General features: G+C 58.1%; 23 protein-coding genes. 7 read left to right on the top strand and 16 right to left on the bottom strand.

Annotated features, from left to right (window positions below):
• Positions 1 to 4: 4 nt before the first annotated feature.
• The 6 genes from WN982_RS07540 to WN982_RS07515 form a co-directional block, all read right to left on the bottom strand.
• Complete coding sequence (locus tag WN982_RS07540) at positions 5 to 1,555, bottom strand: aldehyde dehydrogenase (RefSeq protein ID WP_341315113.1); 1,551 nt, start codon at positions 1,553 to 1,555, stop codon at positions 5 to 7.
• A 409-nt stretch (positions 1,556 to 1,964) separates the two neighbouring features.
• Positions 1,965 to 2,201 (bottom strand): hypothetical protein, encoded by a 237-nt coding sequence (locus tag WN982_RS07535; RefSeq protein WP_341315112.1) that lies wholly within the window; start codon positions 2,199 to 2,201, stop codon positions 1,965 to 1,967.
• A 175-nt stretch (positions 2,202 to 2,376) separates the two neighbouring features.
• Positions 2,377 to 3,561, bottom strand: a complete 1,185-nt coding sequence (locus WN982_RS07530) for an outer membrane protein transport protein (protein WP_341315111.1) — start codon at positions 3,559 to 3,561, stop codon at positions 2,377 to 2,379.
• Between the two features lie 56 nt (positions 3,562 to 3,617).
• Entirely contained in the window at positions 3,618 to 4,580 is a 963-nt protein-coding gene (locus WN982_RS07525) for a PDR/VanB family oxidoreductase (RefSeq protein ID WP_341315110.1), read from the bottom strand.
• A gap of 122 nt (positions 4,581 to 4,702) precedes the next feature.
• Positions 4,703 to 6,055: a Rieske 2Fe-2S domain-containing protein gene (locus WN982_RS07520; protein WP_341315109.1), complete on the bottom strand. Its 1,353-nt coding sequence runs from the start codon at positions 6,053 to 6,055 to the stop codon at positions 4,703 to 4,705.
• 41 nt (positions 6,056 to 6,096) lie between these two features.
• Positions 6,097 to 6,354 (bottom strand): hypothetical protein, encoded by a 258-nt coding sequence (locus WN982_RS07515; protein WP_341315108.1) that lies wholly within the window; start codon positions 6,352 to 6,354, stop codon positions 6,097 to 6,099.
• A gap of 105 nt (positions 6,355 to 6,459) precedes the next feature.
• Here WN982_RS07515 and WN982_RS07510 point away from each other — a divergent pair, with 105 nt between their 5' ends.
• Positions 6,460 to 7,401 carry a LysR family transcriptional regulator gene (locus WN982_RS07510; protein WP_341315107.1) on the top strand — a complete coding sequence of 314 codons (942 nt, stop codon included), beginning with the start codon at positions 6,460 to 6,462 and terminating at the stop codon, positions 7,399 to 7,401.
• Between the two features lie 171 nt (positions 7,402 to 7,572).
• Here WN982_RS07510 and WN982_RS07505 read toward each other — a convergent pair whose 3' ends face one another.
• The 8 genes from WN982_RS07505 to WN982_RS07470 all read right to left on the bottom strand — a co-directional run bounded on the left by WN982_RS07505 (position 7,573) and on the right by WN982_RS07470 (position 15,316).
• Complete coding sequence (locus WN982_RS07505) at positions 7,573 to 8,742, bottom strand: porin (RefSeq protein WP_341315106.1); 1,170 nt, start codon at positions 8,740 to 8,742, stop codon at positions 7,573 to 7,575.
• A 516-nt stretch (positions 8,743 to 9,258) separates the two neighbouring features.
• A complete protein-coding gene (locus tag WN982_RS07500) occupies positions 9,259 to 10,212 on the bottom strand; it encodes a Gfo/Idh/MocA family oxidoreductase (RefSeq protein WP_341315105.1) in 954 nt (317 codons plus the stop codon).
• A complete protein-coding gene (locus tag WN982_RS07495) occupies positions 10,209 to 11,051 on the bottom strand; it encodes a class III extradiol dioxygenase subunit beta (protein ID WP_341315104.1) in 843 nt (280 codons plus the stop codon). Before WN982_RS07495 ends, WN982_RS07500 begins: the two co-directional genes overlap by 4 nt.
• Complete coding sequence (gene ligA / locus WN982_RS07490; RefSeq protein ID WP_341315103.1) at positions 11,044 to 11,451, bottom strand: protocatechuate 4,5-dioxygenase subunit alpha; 408 nt, start codon at positions 11,449 to 11,451, stop codon at positions 11,044 to 11,046. The genes WN982_RS07495 and ligA overlap by 8 nt, the downstream gene beginning before the upstream one ends.
• The gene (locus tag WN982_RS07485) at positions 11,451 to 12,365 is read right to left on the bottom strand and encodes an amidohydrolase family protein (RefSeq protein WP_341315102.1); all 915 of its coding nucleotides are present in this window, start codon (positions 12,363 to 12,365) and stop codon (positions 11,451 to 11,453) included. The genes ligA and WN982_RS07485 overlap by 1 nt, the downstream gene beginning before the upstream one ends.
• A 109-nt stretch (positions 12,366 to 12,474) precedes the next feature.
• A complete protein-coding gene (ligK, locus tag WN982_RS07480) occupies positions 12,475 to 13,176 on the bottom strand; it encodes a 4-carboxy-4-hydroxy-2-oxoadipate aldolase/oxaloacetate decarboxylase (protein WP_341315738.1) in 702 nt (233 codons plus the stop codon).
• Positions 13,177 to 13,181: 5 nt separating this feature from the next.
• Entirely contained in the window at positions 13,182 to 14,210 is a 1,029-nt protein-coding gene (locus tag WN982_RS07475) for an amidohydrolase family protein (RefSeq protein WP_341315101.1), read from the bottom strand.
• Positions 14,207 to 15,316 carry a 4-oxalomesaconate tautomerase gene (locus WN982_RS07470; protein WP_341315737.1) on the bottom strand — a complete coding sequence of 370 codons (1,110 nt, stop codon included), beginning with the start codon at positions 15,314 to 15,316 and terminating at the stop codon, positions 14,207 to 14,209. The genes WN982_RS07475 and WN982_RS07470 overlap by 4 nt, the downstream gene beginning before the upstream one ends.
• A gap of 115 nt (positions 15,317 to 15,431) precedes the next feature.
• Here WN982_RS07470 and WN982_RS07465 point away from each other — a divergent pair, with 115 nt between their 5' ends.
• Complete coding sequence (locus WN982_RS07465) at positions 15,432 to 16,373, top strand: LysR substrate-binding domain-containing protein (RefSeq protein ID WP_341315100.1); 942 nt, start codon at positions 15,432 to 15,434, stop codon at positions 16,371 to 16,373.
• Positions 16,374 to 16,442: 69 nt separating this feature from the next.
• Here WN982_RS07465 and WN982_RS07460 read toward each other — a convergent pair whose 3' ends face one another.
• Positions 16,443 to 16,865, bottom strand: a complete 423-nt coding sequence (locus tag WN982_RS07460; protein WP_341315736.1) for an Rrf2 family transcriptional regulator — start codon at positions 16,863 to 16,865, stop codon at positions 16,443 to 16,445.
• 137 nt (positions 16,866 to 17,002) lie between these two features.
• Here WN982_RS07460 and WN982_RS07455 point away from each other — a divergent pair, with 137 nt between their 5' ends.
• The 5 genes from WN982_RS07455 to WN982_RS07435 all read left to right on the top strand — a co-directional run bounded on the left by WN982_RS07455 (position 17,003) and on the right by WN982_RS07435 (position 21,038).
• Positions 17,003 to 17,476 (top strand): nuclear transport factor 2 family protein, encoded by a 474-nt coding sequence (locus WN982_RS07455; protein ID WP_341315099.1) that lies wholly within the window; start codon positions 17,003 to 17,005, stop codon positions 17,474 to 17,476.
• 9 nt (positions 17,477 to 17,485) lie between these two features.
• The gene (locus WN982_RS07450) at positions 17,486 to 18,406 is read left to right on the top strand and encodes an NADP-dependent oxidoreductase (protein WP_341315098.1); all 921 of its coding nucleotides are present in this window, start codon (positions 17,486 to 17,488) and stop codon (positions 18,404 to 18,406) included.
• A gap of 79 nt (positions 18,407 to 18,485) precedes the next feature.
• Positions 18,486 to 18,977: a hypothetical protein gene (locus tag WN982_RS07445; RefSeq protein ID WP_341315097.1), complete on the top strand. Its 492-nt coding sequence runs from the start codon at positions 18,486 to 18,488 to the stop codon at positions 18,975 to 18,977.
• Positions 18,978 to 19,708: 731 nt separating this feature from the next.
• Complete coding sequence (locus WN982_RS07440) at positions 19,709 to 20,071, top strand: DUF4158 domain-containing protein (RefSeq protein WP_341315096.1); 363 nt, start codon at positions 19,709 to 19,711, stop codon at positions 20,069 to 20,071.
• Between the two features lie 604 nt (positions 20,072 to 20,675).
• A complete protein-coding gene (locus tag WN982_RS07435) occupies positions 20,676 to 21,038 on the top strand; it encodes a DUF4158 domain-containing protein (RefSeq protein ID WP_341315095.1) in 363 nt (120 codons plus the stop codon).
• A 147-nt stretch (positions 21,039 to 21,185) separates the two neighbouring features.
• On the opposite strand, the gene WN982_RS07430 is transcribed toward WN982_RS07435, so the two are convergent.
• Positions 21,186 to 21,968, bottom strand: a complete 783-nt coding sequence (locus WN982_RS07430) for an alpha/beta hydrolase (RefSeq protein ID WP_341315094.1) — start codon at positions 21,966 to 21,968, stop codon at positions 21,186 to 21,188.
• Between the last annotated feature and the right edge of the window lie 212 nt (positions 21,969 to 22,180).

The raw sequence follows: 22,180 nt of genomic DNA, 5'->3' as shown, positions 1-22,180 counted from the left end.
CGCCTCACTCCTGCCGCACGCGCGGTGAACCAGCCGGAAGATAAATCGCCTGGTCTTCCAGGAACGCGCTCAAGCCCTCGGGACCGCCCTCTCTGCCGATCCCCGACTGCTTGAACCCCCCGAACGGTATGTTGGGCGCCATCTCGAGGCCGTTGACCGAGACGTTCCCGGTCCTGATCCGGCGCGCGGTCGCGTAGCCGCGCTCGACATCGCTAGTGAACACCGTGCCACTTAAACCGAAGTCAGTATCGTTCGCCAGTGCCACCGCCTGATCGACGTCGTCGTAGGCGATGATCGAAACGACAGGCCCGAATATTTCTTCCCGGGCAATCGTCATTTCGGACGTCACGCCGGCGAACACCGTAGGCTCGACAAAGAACCCTTGATCATATTTAGAACTCCTGCCACCTCCCGTCGTGATCCGCGCTCCTTCGTTGCTCCCCGTTTCGATGTATCTGATGACTCGATCGAGCTGGCGCTGACTCGCAACGGGCCCGATCTGCGTGGTCATGTCCCAGGGGTCCCCCACCTTGAGACCGCCAATAATCGCGCTATACGCTTCGATGAACTCTTTCTCGCGGCTGCGCGGAACCAGTATCCGTGTCTGCGCGAAGCAGATTTGCCCCGAGAACGGCATGGTGACCGGCGCCAGCGCAGCAAGGGTCGGGTTCAGCTCCGCGTCGTCGAGAACGATAGCGGCAGATTTCCCGCCCAATTCGAGCGTCACTCTCGCAAGCCGATCTGAGCAGGTCTTTGCAATCAGCTTTCCGGTCGCAGTACTGCCGGTGAAACTCACTTTGTCCACTTCCCGCTTCGCCACCAGATGTGCCCCCCGTTCCGCGTCGGCGGTGATCACGTTGAGCACACCGGGCGGCAGACCTGCCTCGTGCGCACATTCCGCCACGACCAGTGCGTCGAGCGGCGCTTCGGGCGGCGCTTTGACTACTACCGTACATCCCGCTGCCAACGCTGCACTGAGCTTGTACGAAAGAATCGGCAACTGCGCGTTCCAGGGCGCGATCAGCGCAGTCACGCCGACGGGGTGGCGGATAATCATGGCTTCGCCACCTCGCGTCGAGCGGCTTTCCTCGAAACCGAAAGTCGACGCCAGTTCGGCGTAGTAGTCAAACATTGCCCTCGCCGTAGGGACGAACATATTGGCGAACCAGAGAGGCGCACCGACTTCGGCGGTCCAGATACGCGACAGGAGGGTCATACGGGAAACGAGCGCCGCCGACATCCTTTGCAGGCAAGCGGCGCGTTCAGCACCGGACATGCTCGGCCAGGGACCCGTGTCGAAGGCTCTTCGCGCGGCATCGACGGCTTTGTCCACATCCGCGGTGTCCGCAAGCGGAACTGATGCGAATGCCTGCCCGGTCGACGGCGCGATGAGCGAGACGGATGCGTTGGAGCAAGGCTGCACCCACTGTCCGTCGATGTAAAACCCGGACAACACGTTGCCACTCAGTTCGGACTTCGGATCAAACGGAAAAGTAGACATGGACTCTCCTGATATTAGGGGTTCTTCGTTACGGGATCCGACATCCGGTCTCACCGGCAGCGATTCCCGGCCATACGACCTAGTTTCATGAGTTGAAAATTCATTACATTATTTGGCTCGTTGTTTGTCTTTCGCAGAGCGGGAACTGCTCGAACAACGATACGATTAGGCAACGCCTTTTCAGTGTTTTCGCCCAAAGCATGCTTCAGCCGCTTCCGCAGGCAACAGCCCGGCGTGGAAGTAGCCATGAAGGCGTTTTAGGGTCTCAGTGTCGGGGTGGTAGGGCGATCGGATAAAGTCCATTGCGACGGCTGCGTCGTACCAAGCACATGTCCACGCGTCCAGATCTTGCTCGTACTCACACGGTAGTTGACTTGATTCGTTGAACACAGCGAACCCCTTCTCAGTTGTAGACGCAACCGGCGTTCATTCACATGCGCAGATATCCCAATCGCGCCGCACATCAAAAAACACTCATCGCCGGACGTTCAGCATCAGCCGGGAACACATCCCAGGTACCGTCGACTTGACGGAATAAATAGATTGCAAACGTACCTGCCGATTGCAATGCCTCGACGCAGACATAGCGCCTCTGATTCGAGCGTGCGCGACTTCCTCGCGTCACCCGAACCGACACTAAAGGAGCCATCACCAGCCATTTTTCCACCATGAATCGCAAGGACCTTTCCGCCTTTTCCATTTGCTTCTCCTTCAAACTCGCCTCTGCTTAAGGGTCGGCCGACGTTCCCTTTTCCACTTCGCAGGTAGTACCCAAGGAGTTCGGTCCCTTCGCACAATCCGTAAAGGGTTATCGCGACAACGTGTCCATGGTTACTAAGGCGTAGATTTTGTATGCGAATTTGTAACTCATGACACTAGAAGCTGTGCCCGTAACTGACGCCAAAAACCTCAGTTTTAGTTCTTTCGCTGAATCCGGTACTGACACCGTCACCGGTCACCGTGACAGGGAATCCATATTCAAATACTCCGCTCACTTCATCGGTCTTGTTGAAGCGGTACGTCGCGCCCGCCGAAATCGCCGTTGAGACCGGCATCGCCGAAAGAAGGTTCTGCGCAACCACTGACGGTCCGATCGGATGGTTCCCGCGCGAGAATCCCGTCCGCAAGGTCCACCGCGAGTTGACGTCCCATGCTGCACCGAGGCGGAAGAAATCCTGGTTTTGCCAGCCGAATCCCTGCGCCGAACCGATGACCGTGTTGGAAAACTCCATATGCAGCCAGTCCGCCGCGAGTGTGACGCTCGGTATGATCTTGTAGGCAATGCCGGCCCCGTATTGCGCGCCGATATCGATTCGCCCGCCGCCACCCGCCAGCAGGTCGTTTTCGTAGCCGGCCAGCTTACTCATCCGGATGCGGCTGGCATAACTCGCACCGAAGGTAAATGCCGGTGTCGGCTGCCAGATATAACCGACCCGTGCACCGTAGCCGAACGCGTTCGACACGCCGTGCGAAGGTAGTGGCTCGAGTGTCCCGTCGTTCGTGGGGACGATTGCGCCGTTCGCCGAGAAGCGCTCGTAGGCCAACGCGAGACTGATACCAATGATGTTGTGCTCTGTAATCCTATACGTTACTGTCGGCGCGGCAATCGCCGTCTGCAAGCTCGATTGTGCAACTCCCGCACCAGCGATCGGAAGCGCGGGTCGACCATAACTCGTGCCCACTCCGACCCCAAACAACGACACACCCAACGTCAGCCGCGGCGTGATCTGCCAGTTCGCGCCTCCATTGGGAACCGGATACACTTTCCCGGTATGCAGCTTGTTGGACTCGCTCCCGTAGTCGAAGTCGGTCAACGGTTCCAGAAACTGAACTCCGAAGTCAGTTCGCGAACCCACTAACCCCATTCCAGCAGGATTGTCGGCGGCGGCCGTAGTGTCCTGGGGAAATGCAATCGAGGTCCCACCCATACCGGCGGACATGACCCCGGTGCCGCTGAGCGCGATACCGTCGACTGCCAGCACGTTTTTCGCGGGAATTATTACGAGCACGCTTGCGGCTAACACGCGCGCACAGCCGGTCCTGCCAAATCGCTTCGACACTTCTTGTCTCCAGATATTTTTCTAATAGGGGTCCGCTTTTGACGGCGGCCCTTGGCTTATAGATCGATTACCAGCAACTTCGAACGCGAACGTGAGACACATACCGCCATGCAGTCTCCCCGTGCGTGCTCCTGCGCGGTGAGAAAATAGTCGCGGTGCTCGGGGCATCCTTCCAGTACGTTCACCACGCAGGTTCCACAAACCCCCTGCTCGCAGGAGGTCTCAATGTCCGTTCCATGCTCGCGGAGCACGTCGACAATCGTCTTGTCCGCCGGTATCGTGAAAGTCTTGTCCGAACGTGCGAGCTTCAGGTCGAATGACGTTTGAGGCTCAGTGTCCGACGACGCCCCAGCGGCGAAATATTCCAGATGAACCGCGTCATCGGGCCAGCCGTGACGTGCCGCGACCATGCGAACCGTGTCCATAAACGGCTTCGGTCCACACAGGTACAGATGACCACCGTCGCGCCGGTTGCGAAGCGCATCGTCCAACGCCGCCTCGACGGCATCGCGCTCCTGGCCAAACAGCAGCCGACACGAGCCCTTGAGCGGCCCGCTGTCCAGTTCGTCGCGGAATGCGGTGAGCGCTTCGGATCGAGTGAAATACAGCAACTCGAACGTATGGTCCCGATCATGGAACTGGCGCGCCATGCTGATAATCGGTGTAATGCCAATCCCACCGGCTACGAGTAGACTGTGGCCGGCTTGGGCACTCATCGTGAAATGATTGCGTGGCGCAGAGATGCTCAGTTCGCTACCGACTCGCAACGACTCGTGGACAAACTTCGAACCACCACGCGATTCAGCCTCCAGCTTGACGGCGACCTCATACGTCGATGTGTCGGTGTACGATCCACACAGCGAGTACTGTCGGGTGATTCCCTGTTCAAGATGCAAATCTATGTGCGAGCCAGGCTCCCAGGGCGGCAACATAGATCCGTCCTGGGGCGCCAGCTTCAGCAGACGGATCCCTTCTGCAATGGTTTCTGCGGCAACTACTCGAACGGGGATGGTATTCATGGCAGGATGCATCGGGAAAATTCGGGTAACACAAAGACGAAGTCATTGCGGCAGGGATTGCTCGCGTCCCGCCGGACGAACCGACGAGACGCGCGCGCGATGCGGCTATTGCGCGCGGTACGTTACGCCATGGGTTCTTGCAGCCTGAACAGGTCGGCGGTCTCGGTGTAACTCGCGCAATACGCTTCCTTCGACTCCCCGACACGGATCTCTCCGGTTATCACGACCATGTCCCGGAAATCGTTGTCTTCCTGCTGGCGGACCACGCCGCAAGGATCTTTGCCTTCGACGATGGCCTGTGCCGCCTCGTCGAGCATCCGGCGCGCACGCACGATGGCGATGTCAGATGACGAAAGATGCTCGCCGCTCTGTTCGTGGATCGTGCCTTGCGACTGGGTGATTGCGATGTCATGCACCGAAAAACATTCACCCAGGCCGAGGTATGCCTGACCCTTCATTGATTCGCGATCCTGCGAATACAGGTCATCCTTGGCGCGCCTCATTCGATCGCCTTCGGCCTTCTCCGATTCGTATTGCTTTTCGAGTGCGACTTTATCCAGCTTGCCGCTGCGATGAAAGATGAATTCCCAGCGGTAGTGATGCTCATCGTCGATTGGAACGTCCCACAACATGGTGACCCCGCCATCGCCCAGGTAGCCCTCGAAGCCGCCAACTGCACACGCGTTGGGCATCACAAAGTTGGTAATGCGAATCGACGAGCGATCGGTACCTTCGATCTTGCGCAGCGTATATAGCCGCACCCCGAAGCGCGTTTCTTCGACAGCCAGCTCGGGTCGAGCCTGATTCGAGAACACGCCCCAGCGGGCTTGCATGTCGGCACTAGACAGTTCCAACTGGTGCAGATAAGAGGTGTGAACCGGGTCGATATTGCCTTCGCTCGCTTGCATCCAGTTGCAGTCGCCAAACCAGCGAGTCGTGTAGCGATATTCGCTACCGCCGGCAAGCGCGGGATAATTCGGGAAGAGCGGCGGCTCGCCAGGACCCATATACGCCCAGAACGCCCCCCCTGCCTCATGGAGCGGATAGGACTTCATCCGGATACGATCTTTGGCGGTCGGCGAAGCTTCGGCAGGCTGATCAAGACAGCGGCCATTCACGTCGAACAGCCAGCCGTGATAGGGGCAACGGATACCACCAGCTTCAACACGACCCAGTGCAAGGTCAGTGCAACGGTGAGCACACTTCCGGTCGATCAGGCCGACGTTTCCATCGTCATCGCGGAATAACACCAGGTCCTCGCCCATGATGCGGATCGGCTGTGGCGCTGCACCAGGCGGCAGCGAGTCGATCAATGCCACCGGCTGCCAATAGCGTCGAAGCAGTTCACCTGCTGGCGTACCTGAATTGGTCTGTGTCAGGTATTGATAACGATCGGCTCCTCGCTGACGTGGCTTGATCGTGATCGGATGTGTGGAGGTGTCCATGATGTCTCCTGTGTTCTGTTCAAAGGGCAATTGAAGTAAAAGTCGGCGCACTCGGCTGGAACTGGCAGGATCTACGCGCCGTCGTCAGAGTTCCGCTGACGCGGGCCTCCAGACAGAAAAGGAAAAGCCAGCACGACCACCGCGGCGGCCCCGGCGTAGCCAACGATCAGGCGACGCAGCAATCCGTCCGGGCCTAGCGCGTCAAAATGTTGGTCAAATAACGCATTGAACAGCGTGCCCGCGAGGGAGGTCAGGAACGAACAAAAGAGGCCCATCCTGATGACGGTGCAACCGCGCCGCCATAATCTGACCAATCGCTGCAAATCCATTGCTAGTCCATTCGGTGTCAACGAGTGTTAAGATATATTGATATCTGATTTTAAAAAATCGTATTTTCAACATATCTGTTATGCACTTTCGGTAGGACTTGGCATATGGAAATCAAACAGCTCCAGCACTTCTCCCGCATCGCAGAGATTGGAAATCTGACACGGGCCGCCAGCGTCCTTGGCTTGACCCAGGCAGCCCTGAGCCGCCAGGTCGCGCAGCTTGAGGCAGAGCTCGGCACTGAGCTTTTCCGGCGCAACGGCCGCGGCCTCGTCCTGACCGAAGCGGGTCAGCGGCTCCTTGATCACGTACCAATTATTCTGCGTCAGATCGCACTTGCCGAACGCGCGGTCAGAGGGAGTATTGGACCGGCACAGGGCACCCTGGTGCTCGGCTTGCCACCTAGCCTTGCGCGCACGGTCGTTGTGCCGCTCATCGATGCATTCCGCGAGCAGTTGCCTGAAGTGACACTACGCACGGTTGACGGTCTATCGGCGAATCTGGTTGAACTGGTGGGTATCGGCAAGCTCGACTGCTCAGTGGTCTACAACCAGCCGCCTAGCGACGTCGCTGAATTGCGTCTGCTGGCCGATGAGGAGCTATACCTCGTCGCAGGGCCTATGATCCAACGCGCAGGAAAGGCGCTGCCGAGTTCGCTGACACTCGCCGACGTGGCTGCTCTGCCGCTGGTGACGGCGGGCACCACAAACGCCGTGCACGCGGCACTGGCGACCGCGATGGCCGCGCTCGGGCTGAAGCCGCAAGTCGTGCACGAGATCGAGAACCTCACCGCGATCCTCGATCTGGTCCGCAAGGGCTATGGAAGCGCCGTGATTCCGTTGAGCGGAGTACACCCGTGCATCGGGGACCCGAAGTTGAGACTGCATCGCATTACCAAGCCTGTTCTACGATGCAGCCTTTCAGTTGCGACGCCGGCGCGGGCGCTACACGACATGCTGATTGGGCAAGGCACATCGTTGGTACGCGAAGTCGTGCGACAGCAGCTCGTGCAATTCCATACAGACGTCGAGAGAGCCATAGACGCATGACTCGAAACGCCTCTTGCGTTTCGGGTGAAGCTAGGAGAGCCCAGGACAATATAGAGGCTATTGGCGAATAGCGATAGCTGATCGCCGCTCCCGCGTCGGGGGCAGCGGATGTGCATTCAAAAAAGATATAGATGAGAGCGCCTGGACCTTTCTCGGCACGACGGCTAAATGTTAGAAGCGTTGCTGAATACCGAATAGGACGCCAGTCTGTTTCGCGCCCGCCACCGTGTAATTGCCCGCACCAACTGAATATGACGCACGACTATTATTCTGCATGAAGCCGAGCATCGTGTAGATGGAAGTTCGTTTCGACAGAAAATACGTCGCACGCATCACGTAGTAGTTGGCGTTCTTTTGATCCGATGTGGCAATTCTTGATATCTCACCGTCCAGTTCAACATCTGGCTTAAGCATGTACGATGCACCGCCGTAATAAATGTTCGTCTGGTAATCCGTTGTCGTAGTCGTCATTCGATGGATTGCACCGCCTCGCAATGCAAAGTCCCCAAGTTGGAAGTAGCCGCTGACCATGTATCGAGTTGTCTTCGCACTTGAGCTCGAAAGTAACAGCGGCATAGACGGATCGTAAGAAACGCTACCGGGTAACAAGCCAGGGCCGCCCCGCAACTGATCGTAAACAAATTGCAGACCCAACTGCTGCCCCCAATACCCGGCCAGCGCAGTAATCTGCCGGCAGGCGGTAGAGTTTCCTGCAACGCCGCCAGGGCAATTCGTCGCGCCGGGATTGAACGCCGCCCCGCCATTCACGGCCGAGCTTCCCGCAGCGCTCGCCGCATCTCGACCTGTGCTATACGTGGCTCCCAACACGAAATGATGTAACTCACCGAAGTAACTTAGAGTGTTGTCGGAACGGCTATTGGGCAGGTATGGGTCGAGCGCCGCCAACGAATAGAGTGCTGGCCCCAGGACGGTCGACTTCATTAGCGCGATGTACGTCATGTTGATCTGACGTCCTGCGCGAACCGTGCCATACGGCGCTTCAAGTCCTACCCACGCTGACCGGCCAAAAAGACGATTACCGTTCTGAAGAGCGCCGGAATTCGGCGCAAAGCCGCTCTCCAATTCAAAAATGACATTCAGCCCTGAACCGAGGTCTTCCTTGCCACGCAACCCCCATCGCGACGGGAGCGCGCTGGAGAGCGACGTCATCCGGATGGCTGAACCAGACGCGCTGGTTTGCCCCGGTGCCTTGGCCGCCTGGCTCTCCCAATCCACACCGGTATCAATAATTCCGTACAGGGTCACGCTGCCTTGCGCACGCGCCTGAACAGATACCAGCAGCGCAGCTGCGACTACCGCGCCGGTCAGAACTCTTTTCATGTCTCCAATCCTTCAGAAAATAATTTTTATAGTTTCACGACTCGCGACTGATAAGTCGTGACCCACCTACACACGACAACAGATAAAGGACACGTCGGGAGAGTTGGGTAGCGCTGGCAACAGGTTTTTCACTACGACGGCCGCTATGAGCTCGGCACGCAGTGCCGATTCCGTGCCGCCCTTGAAGGTCCATGCGCCTGCCCGCAGCGTCTCCGTTTACTTGTACCTAGTTTTACTAAGATAGTGATTGTCGACGGTTCCGACGTGTCAAGAATTTCACGGTTGTCGCCTCGACTCTACCTGGCGTCATTCACCAGACCAACCAAGAATGCCAGGACGACGCAACCCCACATGTTCTCGGCTATCTTTATGTCATACTAACCATTGTGCCGAACCGACATGATTTACTGTATTCGAATAACGACGCACGATAAATATCTTGATTTGCATAGCTGCTATGCCTGCGCCGACACATCGCTGGTGGGCCACATCCGGCACGATCATTTAGCAGCGAGTTCAACCCAGTTGTCGCGCAAGCTTGTGCAATACCCGATAGCACGGAAGCACACTCGCCACGCTCGCGTTCGGTTCGCGGCCCTCGCGGATCGCGGTGAAGAATTCGTGGTCTTGGCGCGCTACTCCTCCCAATACGGGCTCGGGCAGATCAAGTTCAAGGCTCTCCCCCGTGCCGTTGGTCAACTCGTCATAGCGAGCGATATAGGTCAAGCCGTCGCCAATATATCGAAAGGTCGACCCAAACGGTCCGTCGTTATTGAAGCTCAGCGATAACGTGCACAACGCACCACCGCGGCTCTTGAGCTGGATAGACATGTCGAGCGCAATACCCAAGGTTGGATGGATCGGCCCTTGCAGCGCATTGGCCGCGATCACCTCTTCACCGGTCTGATATTGAAACAGGTCTACCGTATGGGCCGCGTGATGCCACAGCAGGTGATCAGTCCAGCTTCGTGGTTGGCCTAGGGCATTCAAGTTGAAGCGACGCAAAAAATGTGTCTGCACGTCGAGCTGACGTAACGAAAACTCGCCAGTCAGTATACGTTCGCGCAACCACTGGTGCCCTGCATTGAAACGTCGAGTATGCCCACACATTGCAATCAGGCCTGTGCGTTGCTGCCATAGCTCAACCGTTTCGGCGTCGTCGAGGGAATCTGCGAGAGGAATCTCTACTTGTACGTGCTTGCCAGCCTGCATGCAGGCAATAGCCTGTCCCGCGTGCAACGGAGTAGGCGTACACAAGATCACCGCTTCTATCTCGGGCTGTGCCAACACGTCGTCCAGTTCGACGCTGGCTTGCGGGATCCCATAGCGTCCTGCGACCTCACGTGTCTTTCGCAAGTCCCTCCCCACGAGGGACACCACTTCCGCCTCACCCAAGCTCGAGATAGCGTCCAGATGCTGAATACCGAACGCCCCGGCACCGACCACTGCGACCTTCAGCGGCTTTGTCACGCGTCCTCCAGCACCAACAGGCCATAGGCTGTGTTCGACGCAGGCACGTGGTAGAAACGATGAACCTGACGCACGGTTTCATTCAACGCGCCGCGCATGATAAGCCACATGATGATCTCAAGCCCCTCCGATCCCGCTTCACGCAACAGTTCGGTATGTCCGATCTTGGTTAGCGACAGAGGATCGCCTACCATGCCGTCGAGCCATTGATTGTCGTAAGGCGCGTTGATCAGTCCGGCACGCTCCCCTTGTAGTTGATGCGACATGCCACCAGTCCCAATCACCGCAATCTTGATGTCGGGTTCATACGAATCAATCGCCCGCCGGAGAGCCTGTCCGAGCTTGAAGCAGCGCAAGGCGGTCGGCTGGGGATACTGGATCACGTTGACACACAAGGGGATCACACGGCAGGGCCACTGATCTGGCTGACCAAACAACAGCGACAGCGGCACCGTCAGACCGTGATCTACCGACATCTCGCCGACCATCGTCACATCGAATTCGTCGTTCAATATCAGCGATTCAGTCAGGTGCCATGCCAACGCCGAGTCGCCGTGGCACGTCGGTACGGGACGAGGGCCGTATCCCTCGTCGTGCGGCGGAAACTGGTCGGCCACGCCAATTGCAAACGTGGGGGTCATGTCGAGCCCGAATCGGGACGCGTGATCGTTATAGACAACAATGACCACGTCGGGCTTGACCTCGTCGACCCATTCGCGAGCCGCCTTCACCCCATCGAATAGCGGCTTCCAATACGATTCTTGAGTTTTGCCGTGATCGATAGCTGCTCCAATAGACGGTACATGTGAGGTACCGACACCACCAACAAACCTAGCCATGAGACCACTCCTCAACGCTGCGGTTGCCCTTGATCGAGCGACCACCAGAAATCATCATCGCGCGGAATTCGTCCACTGACATTCTGTTTGCCGACATGGCCGCGCCCACGTGTTGCATTGTCAGACCGTCCAGAATGGCAAGCTTGAAGGTGTAGTAAATATTCCCGCCTAGCTGCAACATCATCAGCCAGTCGCGATCAAGCACGGCTCGGCGTTGATCGTCGCTCAGCTTAAACCCGTCGAGGTAACCCGGGGAGTCGGCTCGAAAGGCTGCCCGGTTGCTCTCCAGGTCCAGCGATTTACAGAACATGTTCAGCGCGTATCCCTTACGACAATGCTCTCCATCAAACACATAAGTGCCTGGGATCTGGCGATAGTCGCGTGCGGCAGTGGTATTCATCATTCCCCCCAATACAGGCGCATGGGATTATCGACCAGCAACTTGCGCTGGAGCTCGGGCGTAGTGGCGATAAGAGGGATAAAGTCCACAAGCAATCCATCGTCCGGCATGTGGCTCTTCAGGTTCGGATGAGGCCAGTCGGTGCCCCAAAGCGCCCGATCGGGGAACGTTTCGACCAGACGTCTGGCGAATGGCACCACGTCGTGATAGGCGTTTTGCTCCCCATCCAGCGCTGGTTTTCCGGATATGGAAAGTCGCTCAGGGCAACTAACCTTAGACCAGACGTTGGGATGCTCGCGCATGAATCTCATGAACAATTCAAACTCTTGCCCGTCTACGGGTTTGGAGACGTCAGGGCGCCCCATGTGGTCGATCACCAGAGCCGTCGGCAAACCGGTGAAGAAGTCCCACAGCTCGGGCAAATCTACAGCCTCGAAGTAGACAACAATATGCCAGTTCAGTTTGGCGATGCGGTGCGCAATCTCGATCAGCTCATCTCTAGGCGTAAAATCGACCAAACGCTTGACGAAATTGAATCGCACTCCACGTATGCCCGCGGCATGCAACTCCTGCAGTTCCTGATCGCTTACATCGCGTTTGACGGTCGCAACGCCGCGTGCCCTCCCCGCCGAACTAACGCAGGCGTCGACCAGCGCACGATTGTCTGCGCCGTGACAAGTGGCCTGCACGATCACGTTGCGCTCAAAGCCCAGATGATCGCGGAGCGCGAACAGTTGCTCCTTGCTCGCATCGCAGGGGGTGTACTTGCGCTCCGGCGCATAGGGAAAGCGCTCGCCAGGACCGAAAACATGGCAGTGGGCATCCACTGAACCGGGCGGCAGCTGGAAACGCGGTTTGGAAGGACCCTGATACCAGTCCAACCAACCGGGTGTCTTTTGGAAATGCTGGCTCATCTTCTCTCTCGTACCATCTCAGGTTATTCGTGGCCTAACTGCTGCAGGATCTTCAACGCCGATACATCAGTGCAGAGAAGCGCTACGCCTGGTCATCACACAATCAATGTCAGTCGATGTACCTGAGACCCGCCCGCTCCAGCGACTCGCGCATTGAGTACATGTCCAATCCAAGCACGCCTGCTGCCAGCTTCTGCCGTTTCTCTGCTTCATTGGCCTCCCGCGCGGCAGCAGCGTCGGCGACTTTCTGCGCGAGTGCGAGCGGGACCACGACGACACCGTCGTCGTCGGCAATCACTACGTCGCCCGGATTAACCAGAGCTCCGGCACACACCACAGGGACATTCACCGATCCGAGAGTCGCCTTGACCGTACCTTTTGCGCTGACCGCCTTCGAGAACACAGGAAACTTCATGGCCGTGAGGTCCTTGACATCGCGGCATCCGCCGTCAATCACAAGTCCTACTGCTCCTCGCGCACGGAAGCTGGTGGCCAGCAGGTCGCCAAAAAAGCCGTCGGTGGTGTCAGCCGTTACGGCAGCGACGACAACGTCACCTGGCTGAATCTGCTCGGCCACAACATGCATCATCCAGTTGTCGCCCGGATGCAGTAACACCGTCACTGCGGTGCCGCACGCGTAGGCGCCGGCATAAATTGGCCGCATGTAGTGCTTCATCAGCCCCATACGACCCATCGCTTCATGAACGGTCGCGACGCCAAAGCCCGAAAGCTGCTTGACCACAGCCGCGTCCGCGCGAACGATGTTGCGTTTGACAACGCCAAGCTGGCTGCCAAGATTGGTATCGGTCATCGTGTTCACAGTCCCTTCCGTTTCAGTGCTGCGTCGAGGCGCGGGTAAACTCGCCGGGCATTGCCTTCGTAAACCTTATGCCGGTCTTCCGGTGACAGATTGGCCGAGGCTTCGATGTATCGCCTGGTGTCATCAAAATAGAAGCCGGTCTCGGGGTCGATGCCACGTACGGCACCGATCATCTCGCTTGCAAAGAGGATGTTGTCGACCGGTATCACCTTGGTCAGCAGATCAACGCCGGGCTGGTGATAGACACATGTGTCAAAGAAGATGTTGTTGAGCAAATGCTCCTTCAACAACGGCTTTTTCAACTCCTGTGCAAGTCCGCGGAAGCGGCCCCAGTGGTACGGCACCGCGCCGCCGCCGTGTGGGATCACGAACTTCAACTCAGGGAAATCCTTGAACAGGTCTGAGGTCAGGCACTGCATGAACGCTGTGGTATCGGCGTTCAGGTAATGGGCGCCCGTGGTGTGGAAACAGGCATTGCAACTGGTCGAAACATGCACCATCGCCGGGATATCGTATTCGACCATCTTCTCGTAGATGGGATACCAGTGGCGATCCGACAGTGGCGGCGAGGTCCAATGACCGCCCGAAGGGTCAGGGTTCAGGTTGATTCCAACAAAGCCGTACTCCTTGACGCACCTCTCCAGTTCCGGAATACAGGTCTTCGGATCAACGCCCGGGGACTGCGGCAGCATGGCGGCACCGATAAAGTTCTCGGGGAACAGTTGCGAGACCCGATAGCAAAGCTCATTGCAAATCGCGGCCCAGGTCGCGCTGGTCTCAAAGTTACCGACGTGGTGCGCCATGAAACTGGCACGTGGAGAGAAAATCGTCAGGTCACTGCCACGCTCCTGCATTTTTTTCAACTGGTTAGCGGCAATAGATTCGCGAAGTTCGTCGTCGCTGATGTTCAGTTCAGCGACCCGTGGTTGCTGAGCCGGGTCTTTCAAAGCGGCAATCTGGCGGTTACGCCACTCTTCCAGTGCCTTGGGCGCCGTTGTGTAATGGCCATGGCAATCGATGATCACGTTGCATCTCCTTTCATAAATACGGAATCACTCACCATGACTTCGCCGCGCATGATCAATCGCGCGGTTCGCAGCAGCGCTGCACGCTGCACTGTCTGAGGATTGGCTGGATCGGTCTCCAGCTCGACGCTGAATTCGCCTGACGGATGTTCGACCGAGATCTGCTTGATTGCGCTGGGCGGCACCGATGCCAGACCCTGAGCGATACTGCCTTCGAGCACGCAGGCGGTGGCGACGGTAACCGCGGCCAGCACGCCAATCGCGTCATGGCACACATGCGGGATGAAGCAGCGTGTCGCCAGACTCCCCCCTGAAATTGGGGCGGCGATCAGACACATCTTCGGATAGGTTTTCGACGTTACGTCGCCAAGGCCCATCAACTCGCCACAACGCAGACGCAGCGCTTCGAGCATGGACTTCAGCTCAATATCCGCATTCAGTTCCCAGACCGACTCCTGGCCGGTACGACCAACTGCATCGGCACGCAGCAACACCATCGGCATGCCGTTGTCGATGCAGGTGACATCAATCGCGGAGGTCGCATCGAGCTGAACACGGTTACGGACCTGCCCCGTCGGCAACAGACCTGAACAAACCGAGCCCGCCGTATCGAGGAAGTTGATCGAGATCGGCGCCGCCGTGCCGGGCACGCCATCGATGCGTGCGTCTCCGTCGTAACGCAGCCGCCCATTCGGCGTTTGCACGCTGACATCGCATGCCATGTTGGTGTTAATTGTCAGGACACGTAACGTGGTGACGTCACCCTGCGCCGTCGCCAGACCGGTTTCCAGTGCGAACGGCACGACAGCCGCAAGCATGTTGCCGCAGTTGGGCGTCGTGTCGACCGTATCGCTGTCCGGCTGCAGTTGCGCGAACAGGAACTCCAGATCGATGCCGGGCCGGCTGCTACGACCCACGATTCCGACCTTGCTGGTGAGTGGGTGCGCCCCACCCAGGCCGTCGATCTGACGCGGGTCAGGGGACCCCATCACATTGAGCAGTACGCGGTCGCGCGCAACCACATTGACCGGAAGGTCGGCCGCGTCGAAGAATGGCCCACGCGACGTGCCGCCACGCATGAATAGGCAGGATATGGGGTGTTGCATGGAATTTATCGACCTGGCTCCGTTGATGTGCTTGTATTTTTTTACATTATCTGACATTCTGCAATGACATATCCGACATATTAGATATGCATAAAATGCAATTCCGGAGATTGTCATGGAGCTTCGACAACTTGAATCTTTCGTCCATGTCGCAGAGCTGGGAAGCTTTACCCGGGCTTCGAATTTCCTTTCCGTCGCGCAGCCGGTGCTCAGCCGGCAGGTGCGGGCGTTGGAAGTGGAATTTCGCCAGGCACTTTTGGAACGTAACGGTCGGGGGGTGACCTTGACCGAAGCTGGCAAGCGTTTTCTGGAGCACGGCCGTAGCGTTCTGGCACAAATCGAACGCGCCCAGCTCGACATGGAGGAAGGTCGAGGCGCCTCGACGGGACGCCTTGTTGTGGCGCTACCGCCAAGCGTGAGCCTTACTCTGACGGCTCCGCTGGTAAGGACCTTTCGCGACCGCTTCCCCAAGGCGACACTTTGCGTGCTTGAGGGGTTGTCCACTTACGTGCTGGAATGGCTGACAATCGGCCGCGCCGACTGCGCCGTGGTTTATACCGTCCCCACTTCTTCGGGGGTTGAGTTGGCCCCAGTACTCAACGAGCAGCTTTATCTGGTATCCGGCCGCGGAACCGATACATCGTCAGCCGATGCATCACTCCATGATGAAATCAGCCTGGCAGAAGTCGCTGAGCGAAATCTCGTGATGCCAAGCCGGCCGCACTCTATCCGCATGTTGGTCGAAGCGACGATGGCGCAGGCGTCGCTGAAACCACGCATCGCGCTCGAAATCGAAAGCATCCCGGCGATCCTGACTCTCGTCCGCGACGAAGGCGTACACGCGATACTGTCGCTCAAAGCGGTTCGCTCGAGCGGACACGAGAATGATTTCCACGTGCGTCCCATCCGCCAACCGACTCTGGAAACTACGCTATGGATAGCGACATCGGCGCAGCGTCCGGGCGGACCCTTGCTTAATCAGACCGTGCCCTTATTGCAAAATCTGTTGCGCAATCATTGGACGGCAGGTGTTGGAAACGGGATGGTCATTCGCTAAGTTGTATGACGAAGTTGCATACACATCCGTTTGAGTTGTGAAGAGCCTGCCAAGAGAAACGAGCGGCGATCACGCACCCGTTGTTGCGGATGCACGCTCCTGATCCAGCTTGCCCAGCATAGCCAAACTCTCGGCCAGTGTCTGGCGTGCGAGTGCCGCTCGAACCTGGGCGTCCACCTCGGCAGCAAGATTGCCAAAGAAAGCACTGAAGTTCGAACTAACGAGACACTGATGAGGAAAATCGCTGCGCGGTGGCCACAGTTCTTTCTCCCCCATCACCGCATCGTAGACGTCGCACAACGTGATCTCTTCAGACGGTCTTCCCAACGCCAAGCCGCCGGCGCGGCCCATGCTGGAAGTTACCAGTCCCGTTTCGATCAGCGGCACCAGCAGGCGCCGGACGAAGGTTGGATGTGACCCCACGCCCTCGGCGAGGCGCGTCGAACTGACGGGCTCAGCCCGGACGGATCTCGCCAAAGCGAGACTCAACATCAACTGCAGAGCGGTTGGAAACCGAACATCTATCACAAGCATTTCCTTTGCATCAAAATATGCGCCTTTCAAAGTTGCATTTACGACTCAAGCCATATATGCTTTTCATAAGCTCATTTTATAAGAGGATGGAATTCATGTCAGTGGACTACGACATCGCGAAGGTTTTGGCTCGTTACGTTCGTGCGGCCGATAGGCGAGACGGAACGGCGATGGCCGAGTTATTCCTTACGGAAGGCAAGGTAACGATGTTCTACAACGACGGGGGCACCCCGCAATCGCTTGGCGAACTCGTGGGACGCGAGGCGATTGCGAATGCAGTCACAAACATGATGAAACCGCACCCGCCAAGGGGTTGGAGCCACCACACCACGCACGACGCAATCATCAACGTCGAAGGCGACACTGCGACCCTCGATGCACAGTTCATCGTCTATAACGTTGTCGGCGACTTGAAGCCGGAGGGTGGGTGGCCGGCGGGTGCGTCGGGCGCACAGGGGACGGTGAAGCCGATTGAGTCCGGCTACTATCGCCCTACCCTAAAGCAGGTTGATGGTCGTTGGATGATTGAAACCCTCCAGATCATTCTTGATCTGCCCGTAGCGTTTTGAGGTGCGTCGGTGAAAGCAATCGTTTATGACCGATTTGGTGGACCCGAGGTGCTCGACTATCGTGAGGTCCCCGATCCCAAACTGAGCCAGAACAGCGTCCTGATTCGTGTTAAGGCTGCGGCGCTCAATCCCGCGGACATCGCGTTGCAGGCCGGACTTGGCGAAACCCATACGTCTGCGTGGTTTCCCGTTATACCTGGATGGGATGTCGCCGGAGTCATTGACGCCGTGGGTCCAGGCGTCAACGAGTTCGTCCCAGGTGACGAGGTGATCTCCTATATCCGCGAGGAAATTCTGCATCATGGCGGCTACGCCGAAATGGTCGCCGTGCCGGTCCACGCTGTGGTCCGAAAGCCCGTTAAGGCGTCATGGGAAGAATCTGCCGGTTTGCCGCTGGCGGGGCTCACCGCCTATCGCGCTATCGTTCAGACACTGGCGGTCACGCCGCAAGATGTCGTGCTGATTCACGGTGCGAGCGGTGGCGTTGGCTTGTTGGCAGCCCAACTCGCTCGAAATGCAGCCGCGCGTGTCATTGGCACTGCGGCCATGAGCAATCACGATTTGCTTCGAACATTGGGCGTCGAACCGGTCGAATATGGCGAAGGCCTAGTTGGACGGATCCGGCAAATCGTGCCGGAAGGCGTCACAGCTGTGCTCGACTGCGTCGGACACGGAACTCTGCGTGCGACAGCAACAGCGAATCGCGCGGACGCGCGCGTCTGCTCGGTGGCGGATGCGGGACCGGAGATCGTCACCGTGTTTGCGCGCCAGGAACCCGATGTTCTGAGGCGTCTCGCACAGCTTATCGACGACGGAAAACTCCGCGTGATCGTCGCACAAACGTTTCCGCTCCGCGAAGCTGCAAATGCCCAGCGCGCGCTCGCTAGCCGGCACAGCGGTGGTAAGGTTGTTCTCGTGCCGCCGGGGTAAAGATGGTAAGCGATGCATCCTGCGTAGCTGACCAGCTTGGCCATTTTGGTGCCCACCAAATCACATTGTGGGCACCAAAGTGGAACGCGTATTGAGAGGACGTGGCAATAGTGATCCGTACAAGCGGCCGAACTTCCCGATGGAGTTCAAGCGGCGGCTTGCGGGGCAATCCTTCCAGCCAAGCGTCGGTCGCGTTGATCGCCCGGCAGAACGAGATCAACGCCAATCTGCCGCCCAAGTAGCGCCGTCAATATCTCCACCGTGCCTTTGGTTTGCCAACGGTGCGACACACACGGCTCTCATATCGCAGCAGGAACCGCAAACACCGTTGCTGCCCGTAACGGTCATCGACGATGTTTCAAATCCGCGCTCCGTACCACCGACATCGGCTCCGGCGACTGATGGTGGGATCTGCCGAGTCGAGTTCGACCACGCGCGCCTGCGCATCAGTGGTGTGGTCTCCCCGTCGATATTGCGCCTAGTGGACTCCCACGTGATCTTGGAAGCAAAGTATTCACCGATAGCAATCTTGATTTTCTATCTGGGCGTGCTCGCCTTCGTCTATCCGTAGGTCACCGTCGTCGAGTTGAGCTTCAATTGTGCAAAGCGCGGCAAAGCGGCTATTGCCCAGTAGCGGTTCGAAGCCATCAGCCTTAACTGTTGAGATTGACTTCGAGGAGGCCGTCAACGACATCTTGGATACGGTCGGGCGCTCTGTTCATGCCGATACGTGCGGCTCCGGCTTCGAGGCAGAATGGCGTTGCCTGACTCAGCATATGCGCGACGCGTGCACTGCAAATCGGCACTTTTGCGGAATGTACGCAACATTGATCCACGAGCCGCCAACCATGCGCGTTCGATACGCATGCCATTGACTGAGGAAGGGGGATGAACAAGGTACGCGCGAATTCCTATCATAGGGGTCCCCGTGTTTTTGATGCCGTTTACCAGGATAGTGACCTCCAGGCACGACAAGGGTTGGCGGTCCGCTCCTGATATTATATTTATATAAATCAAAGAGTTGCTGTTTGCGCCTGGCTCGCAGCCGCATGATGCCGTGCTCCGGCGTCTGTCCGTTGCCTTGCGGCGGTTTTCCCGCTACGCTGACCAGCCCCTCTCCCGTTCCTCAGTGATTCCGATGGAGCACTGGCGGCAGGCATATCTGGGTATGCGCTCCATTCCGCATACCCAGAACCAATTCGAACCGGTGACGTTTTTCACGTTCTCCGCGAAGGAGCGCGCGTTGATCAATGCGCGTCGCAAGCGTCTGACCGCTTCGCGCTTGCGCTGCATATCGGCTTCGTGCGCATGACGGGGCGAACGCTCGATGCCTGCCAGTACGTACCGCGCAATCTCTGGCAACACCCGGGGGAGCAGATGGGTCTCGAGCCGCCCGATCTGGGCACGATGTACGCGCTGTACGACGGCCATACCGACACGCTCATCGAACACCAGTCCTGCGCGTACCGGGCACTCGGCTTCGGCCCCATGACTGAACATCAGCGTCGCTATGTCGTACGCTGGCTCAAAACCGTGATCATGGGCAGACAGGATCGCACTAGCCTGCTGCAGGATCTCAAACGCTGGCTGTACGAACACCGCATCCTGCTGCAGCGGGATCGTGCACTCCGGCAACTGGTCGTGTGCAGGTGGCCCGTGACGTGAAGGTAACGCTGACGGGCGAACTGACGCATGCCTGGACGTTCTTGGCCAACCGCTCACCAAAGTCCGCGTCACTGTTGCCTTGGGCCTGCAAGCTCTTCAGCAGCTGACCGCCCGTGCTATATGCGCCAATGCGATGTGAGCATTGCGTTACTTCTGCACACCGGCCGCTTCGAGGATCAGGTTCGCCACCTCGGTCGGATGCGACAGCAGCGACACGTGGCTCGACTTGAGCTCTTTTGATGCCGTTTACCAGGATAGTGACCTCCAGGCACGACAAGGGTTGGCGGTCCGCTCCTGATATTATATTTATATAAATCAAAGAGTTGCTGTTTGCGCCTGGCTCGCAGCCGCATGATGCCGTGCTCCGGCGTCTGTCCGTTGCCTTGCGGCGGTTTTCCCGCTACGCTGACCAGCCCCTCTCCCGTTCCTCAGTGATTCCGATGGAGCACTGGCGGCAGGCATATCTGGGTATGCGCTCCATTCCGCATACCCAGAACCAATTCGAACCGGTGACGTTTTTCACGTTCTCCGCGAAGGAGCGCGCGTTGATCAATGCGCGTCGCAAGCGTCTGACCGCTTCGCGCTTGCGCTGCATATCGGCTTCGTGCGCATGACGGGGCGAACGCTCGATGCCTGCCAGTACGTACCGCGCAATCTCTGGCAACACCCGGGGGAGCAGCTGGGTCTCGAGCCGCCCGATCTGGGCACGATGTACGCGCTGTACGACGGCCATACCGACACGCTCATCGAACACCAGTCCTGCGCGTACCGGGCACTCGGCTTCGGCCCCATGACTGAACATCAGCGTCGCTATGTCGTACGCTGGCTCAAAACCGTGATCATGGGCAGACAGGATCGCACTAGCCTGCTGCAGGATCTCAAACGCTGGCTGTACGAACACCGCATCCTGCTGCAGCGGGATCGTGCACTCCGGCAACTGGTCGTGTGCAGGTGGCCCGTGACGTGAAGGTAACGCTGACGGGCGAACTGACGCATGCCTGGACGTTCTTGGCCAACCGCTCACCAAAGTCCGCGTCACTGTTGCCTTGGGCCTGCAAGCTCTTCAGCAGCTGACCGCCCGTGCTATATGCGCCAATGCGATGTGAGCATTGCGTTACTTCTGCACACCGGCCGCTTCGAGGATCAGGTTCGCCACCTCGGTCGGATGCGACAGCAGCGACACGTGGCTCGACTTGAGCTCGATTGTATGCGCGTGCATGCGGTTCGCCATGAAGCGCTCGAGATCCGAATTGATGGTCCGGTCTTCAGTCGACACCGCGTACCAGGTCGGCCTGTCGTGCCACGCGGCGACTGTCGTCTTCGCCGTCGCGATCGACTTGCCAATCGGCTGCTGAACCGCATATAACGTTTCTGCTTCAGCCGTCGGTAGATCGCCGGCGAAGTCTTTCACAAATGCCTGCTCGGAGAGCTTGCCATAGCCGTCGGCCGACCACTGAAGTCCCGCCGATGCGGGCGCGGCCGGGAATTTCTTCGTCAGCGCCGGATAGTCCTCGCCTGCATCCGGCGCACGCGCGGCAATGTACACGAGACCGGCCACCTTCGGATCATCGCCAGTCTGGCTGATCACCATCCCGCCGTACGAGTGCGCGACCAGCAGCGTCGTGCCATCCTGTTGCGCAAGCGCGCGCTTGACCGCGTCCACGTCCGCGTCGAGCGAGGTCGTCGGATTCTGCACCGACGTCACGTGCAGGCCCTTCGCCTGCAGCAGCGGAATCACTTTTTGCCAACTCGAACCGTCCGCAAACAGCCCGTGAACCAGCACGACATTCTTGATCGGTACGGATGGGGTGGCGGTGCTGTCCTGCGCGAATGACGTCGTTGCGCTAAGCAGGGTGGCGCAGGCGAAACCCGCGAGGACAAGCGATTTCAACTTCATGAGACTTCTCCGAGATATGTGAAGGATGAGATTCGCGGATTTCACTCAGCCGTTGCGGCGAGTCGATAGACGAACCATACCCGGCCAATCATCCGGTCGATGCTTCCGACTCCAAGCGGACTCTGGATTCTGGTGTACGAAGGTGCAAACACAGTCTCGGGGCAAACATTCCATTCGCTGCAAAGTCTTTTTTATGGCGTCAACTATGTCGC

Origin of the sequence: Paraburkholderia sp. IMGN_8 (assembly GCF_038050405.1) — a bacterium.
GTDB lineage: Bacteria > Pseudomonadota > Gammaproteobacteria > Burkholderiales > Burkholderiaceae > Paraburkholderia.
Note: the sequence above shows the minus strand (reverse complement) of the source record. Positions and strands in the feature narration are given on the sequence as shown.

Bases quoted from the DNA above. Each gene is read 5' to 3' on its own strand.
- WN982_RS07535 (WP_341315112.1), bottom strand. From the start codon at position 2,201: ATGGAAAAGGCGGAAAGGTCCTTGCGATTCATGGTGGAAAAATGGCTG.
- WN982_RS07525 (WP_341315110.1), bottom strand. From the start codon at position 4,580: ATGAATACCATCCCCGTTCGAGTAGTTGCCGCAGAAACCATTGCAGAA.
- WN982_RS07515 (WP_341315108.1), bottom strand. From the start codon at position 6,354: ATGGATTTGCAGCGATTGGTCAGATTATGGCGGCGCGGTTGCACCGTC.
- WN982_RS07510 (WP_341315107.1), top strand. From the start codon at position 6,460: ATGGAAATCAAACAGCTCCAGCACTTCTCCCGCATCGCAGAGATTGGA.
- WN982_RS07505 (WP_341315106.1), bottom strand. From the start codon at position 8,742: ATGAAAAGAGTTCTGACCGGCGCGGTAGTCGCAGCTGCGCTGCTGGTA.
- WN982_RS07495 (WP_341315104.1), bottom strand. From the start codon at position 11,051: ATGGCTAGGTTTGTTGGTGGTGTCGGTACCTCACATGTACCGTCTATT.
- ligA (WP_341315103.1), bottom strand. From the start codon at position 11,451: ATGAATACCACTGCCGCACGCGACTATCGCCAGATCCCAGGCACTTAT.
- WN982_RS07485 (WP_341315102.1), bottom strand. From the start codon at position 12,365: ATGAGCCAGCATTTCCAAAAGACACCCGGTTGGTTGGACTGGTATCAG.
- ligK (WP_341315738.1), bottom strand. From the start codon at position 13,176: ATGACCGATACCAATCTTGGCAGCCAGCTTGGCGTTGTCAAACGCAAC.
- WN982_RS07470 (WP_341315737.1), bottom strand. From the start codon at position 15,316: ATGCAACACCCCATATCCTGCCTATTCATGCGTGGCGGCACGTCGCGT.
- WN982_RS07465 (WP_341315100.1), top strand. From the start codon at position 15,432: ATGGAGCTTCGACAACTTGAATCTTTCGTCCATGTCGCAGAGCTGGGA.
- WN982_RS07460 (WP_341315736.1), bottom strand. From the start codon at position 16,865: ATGTTGAGTCTCGCTTTGGCGAGATCCGTCCGGGCTGAGCCCGTCAGT.
- WN982_RS07455 (WP_341315099.1), top strand. From the start codon at position 17,003: ATGTCAGTGGACTACGACATCGCGAAGGTTTTGGCTCGTTACGTTCGT.
- WN982_RS07430 (WP_341315094.1), bottom strand. From the start codon at position 21,968: ATGAAGTTGAAATCGCTTGTCCTCGCGGGTTTCGCCTGCGCCACCCTG.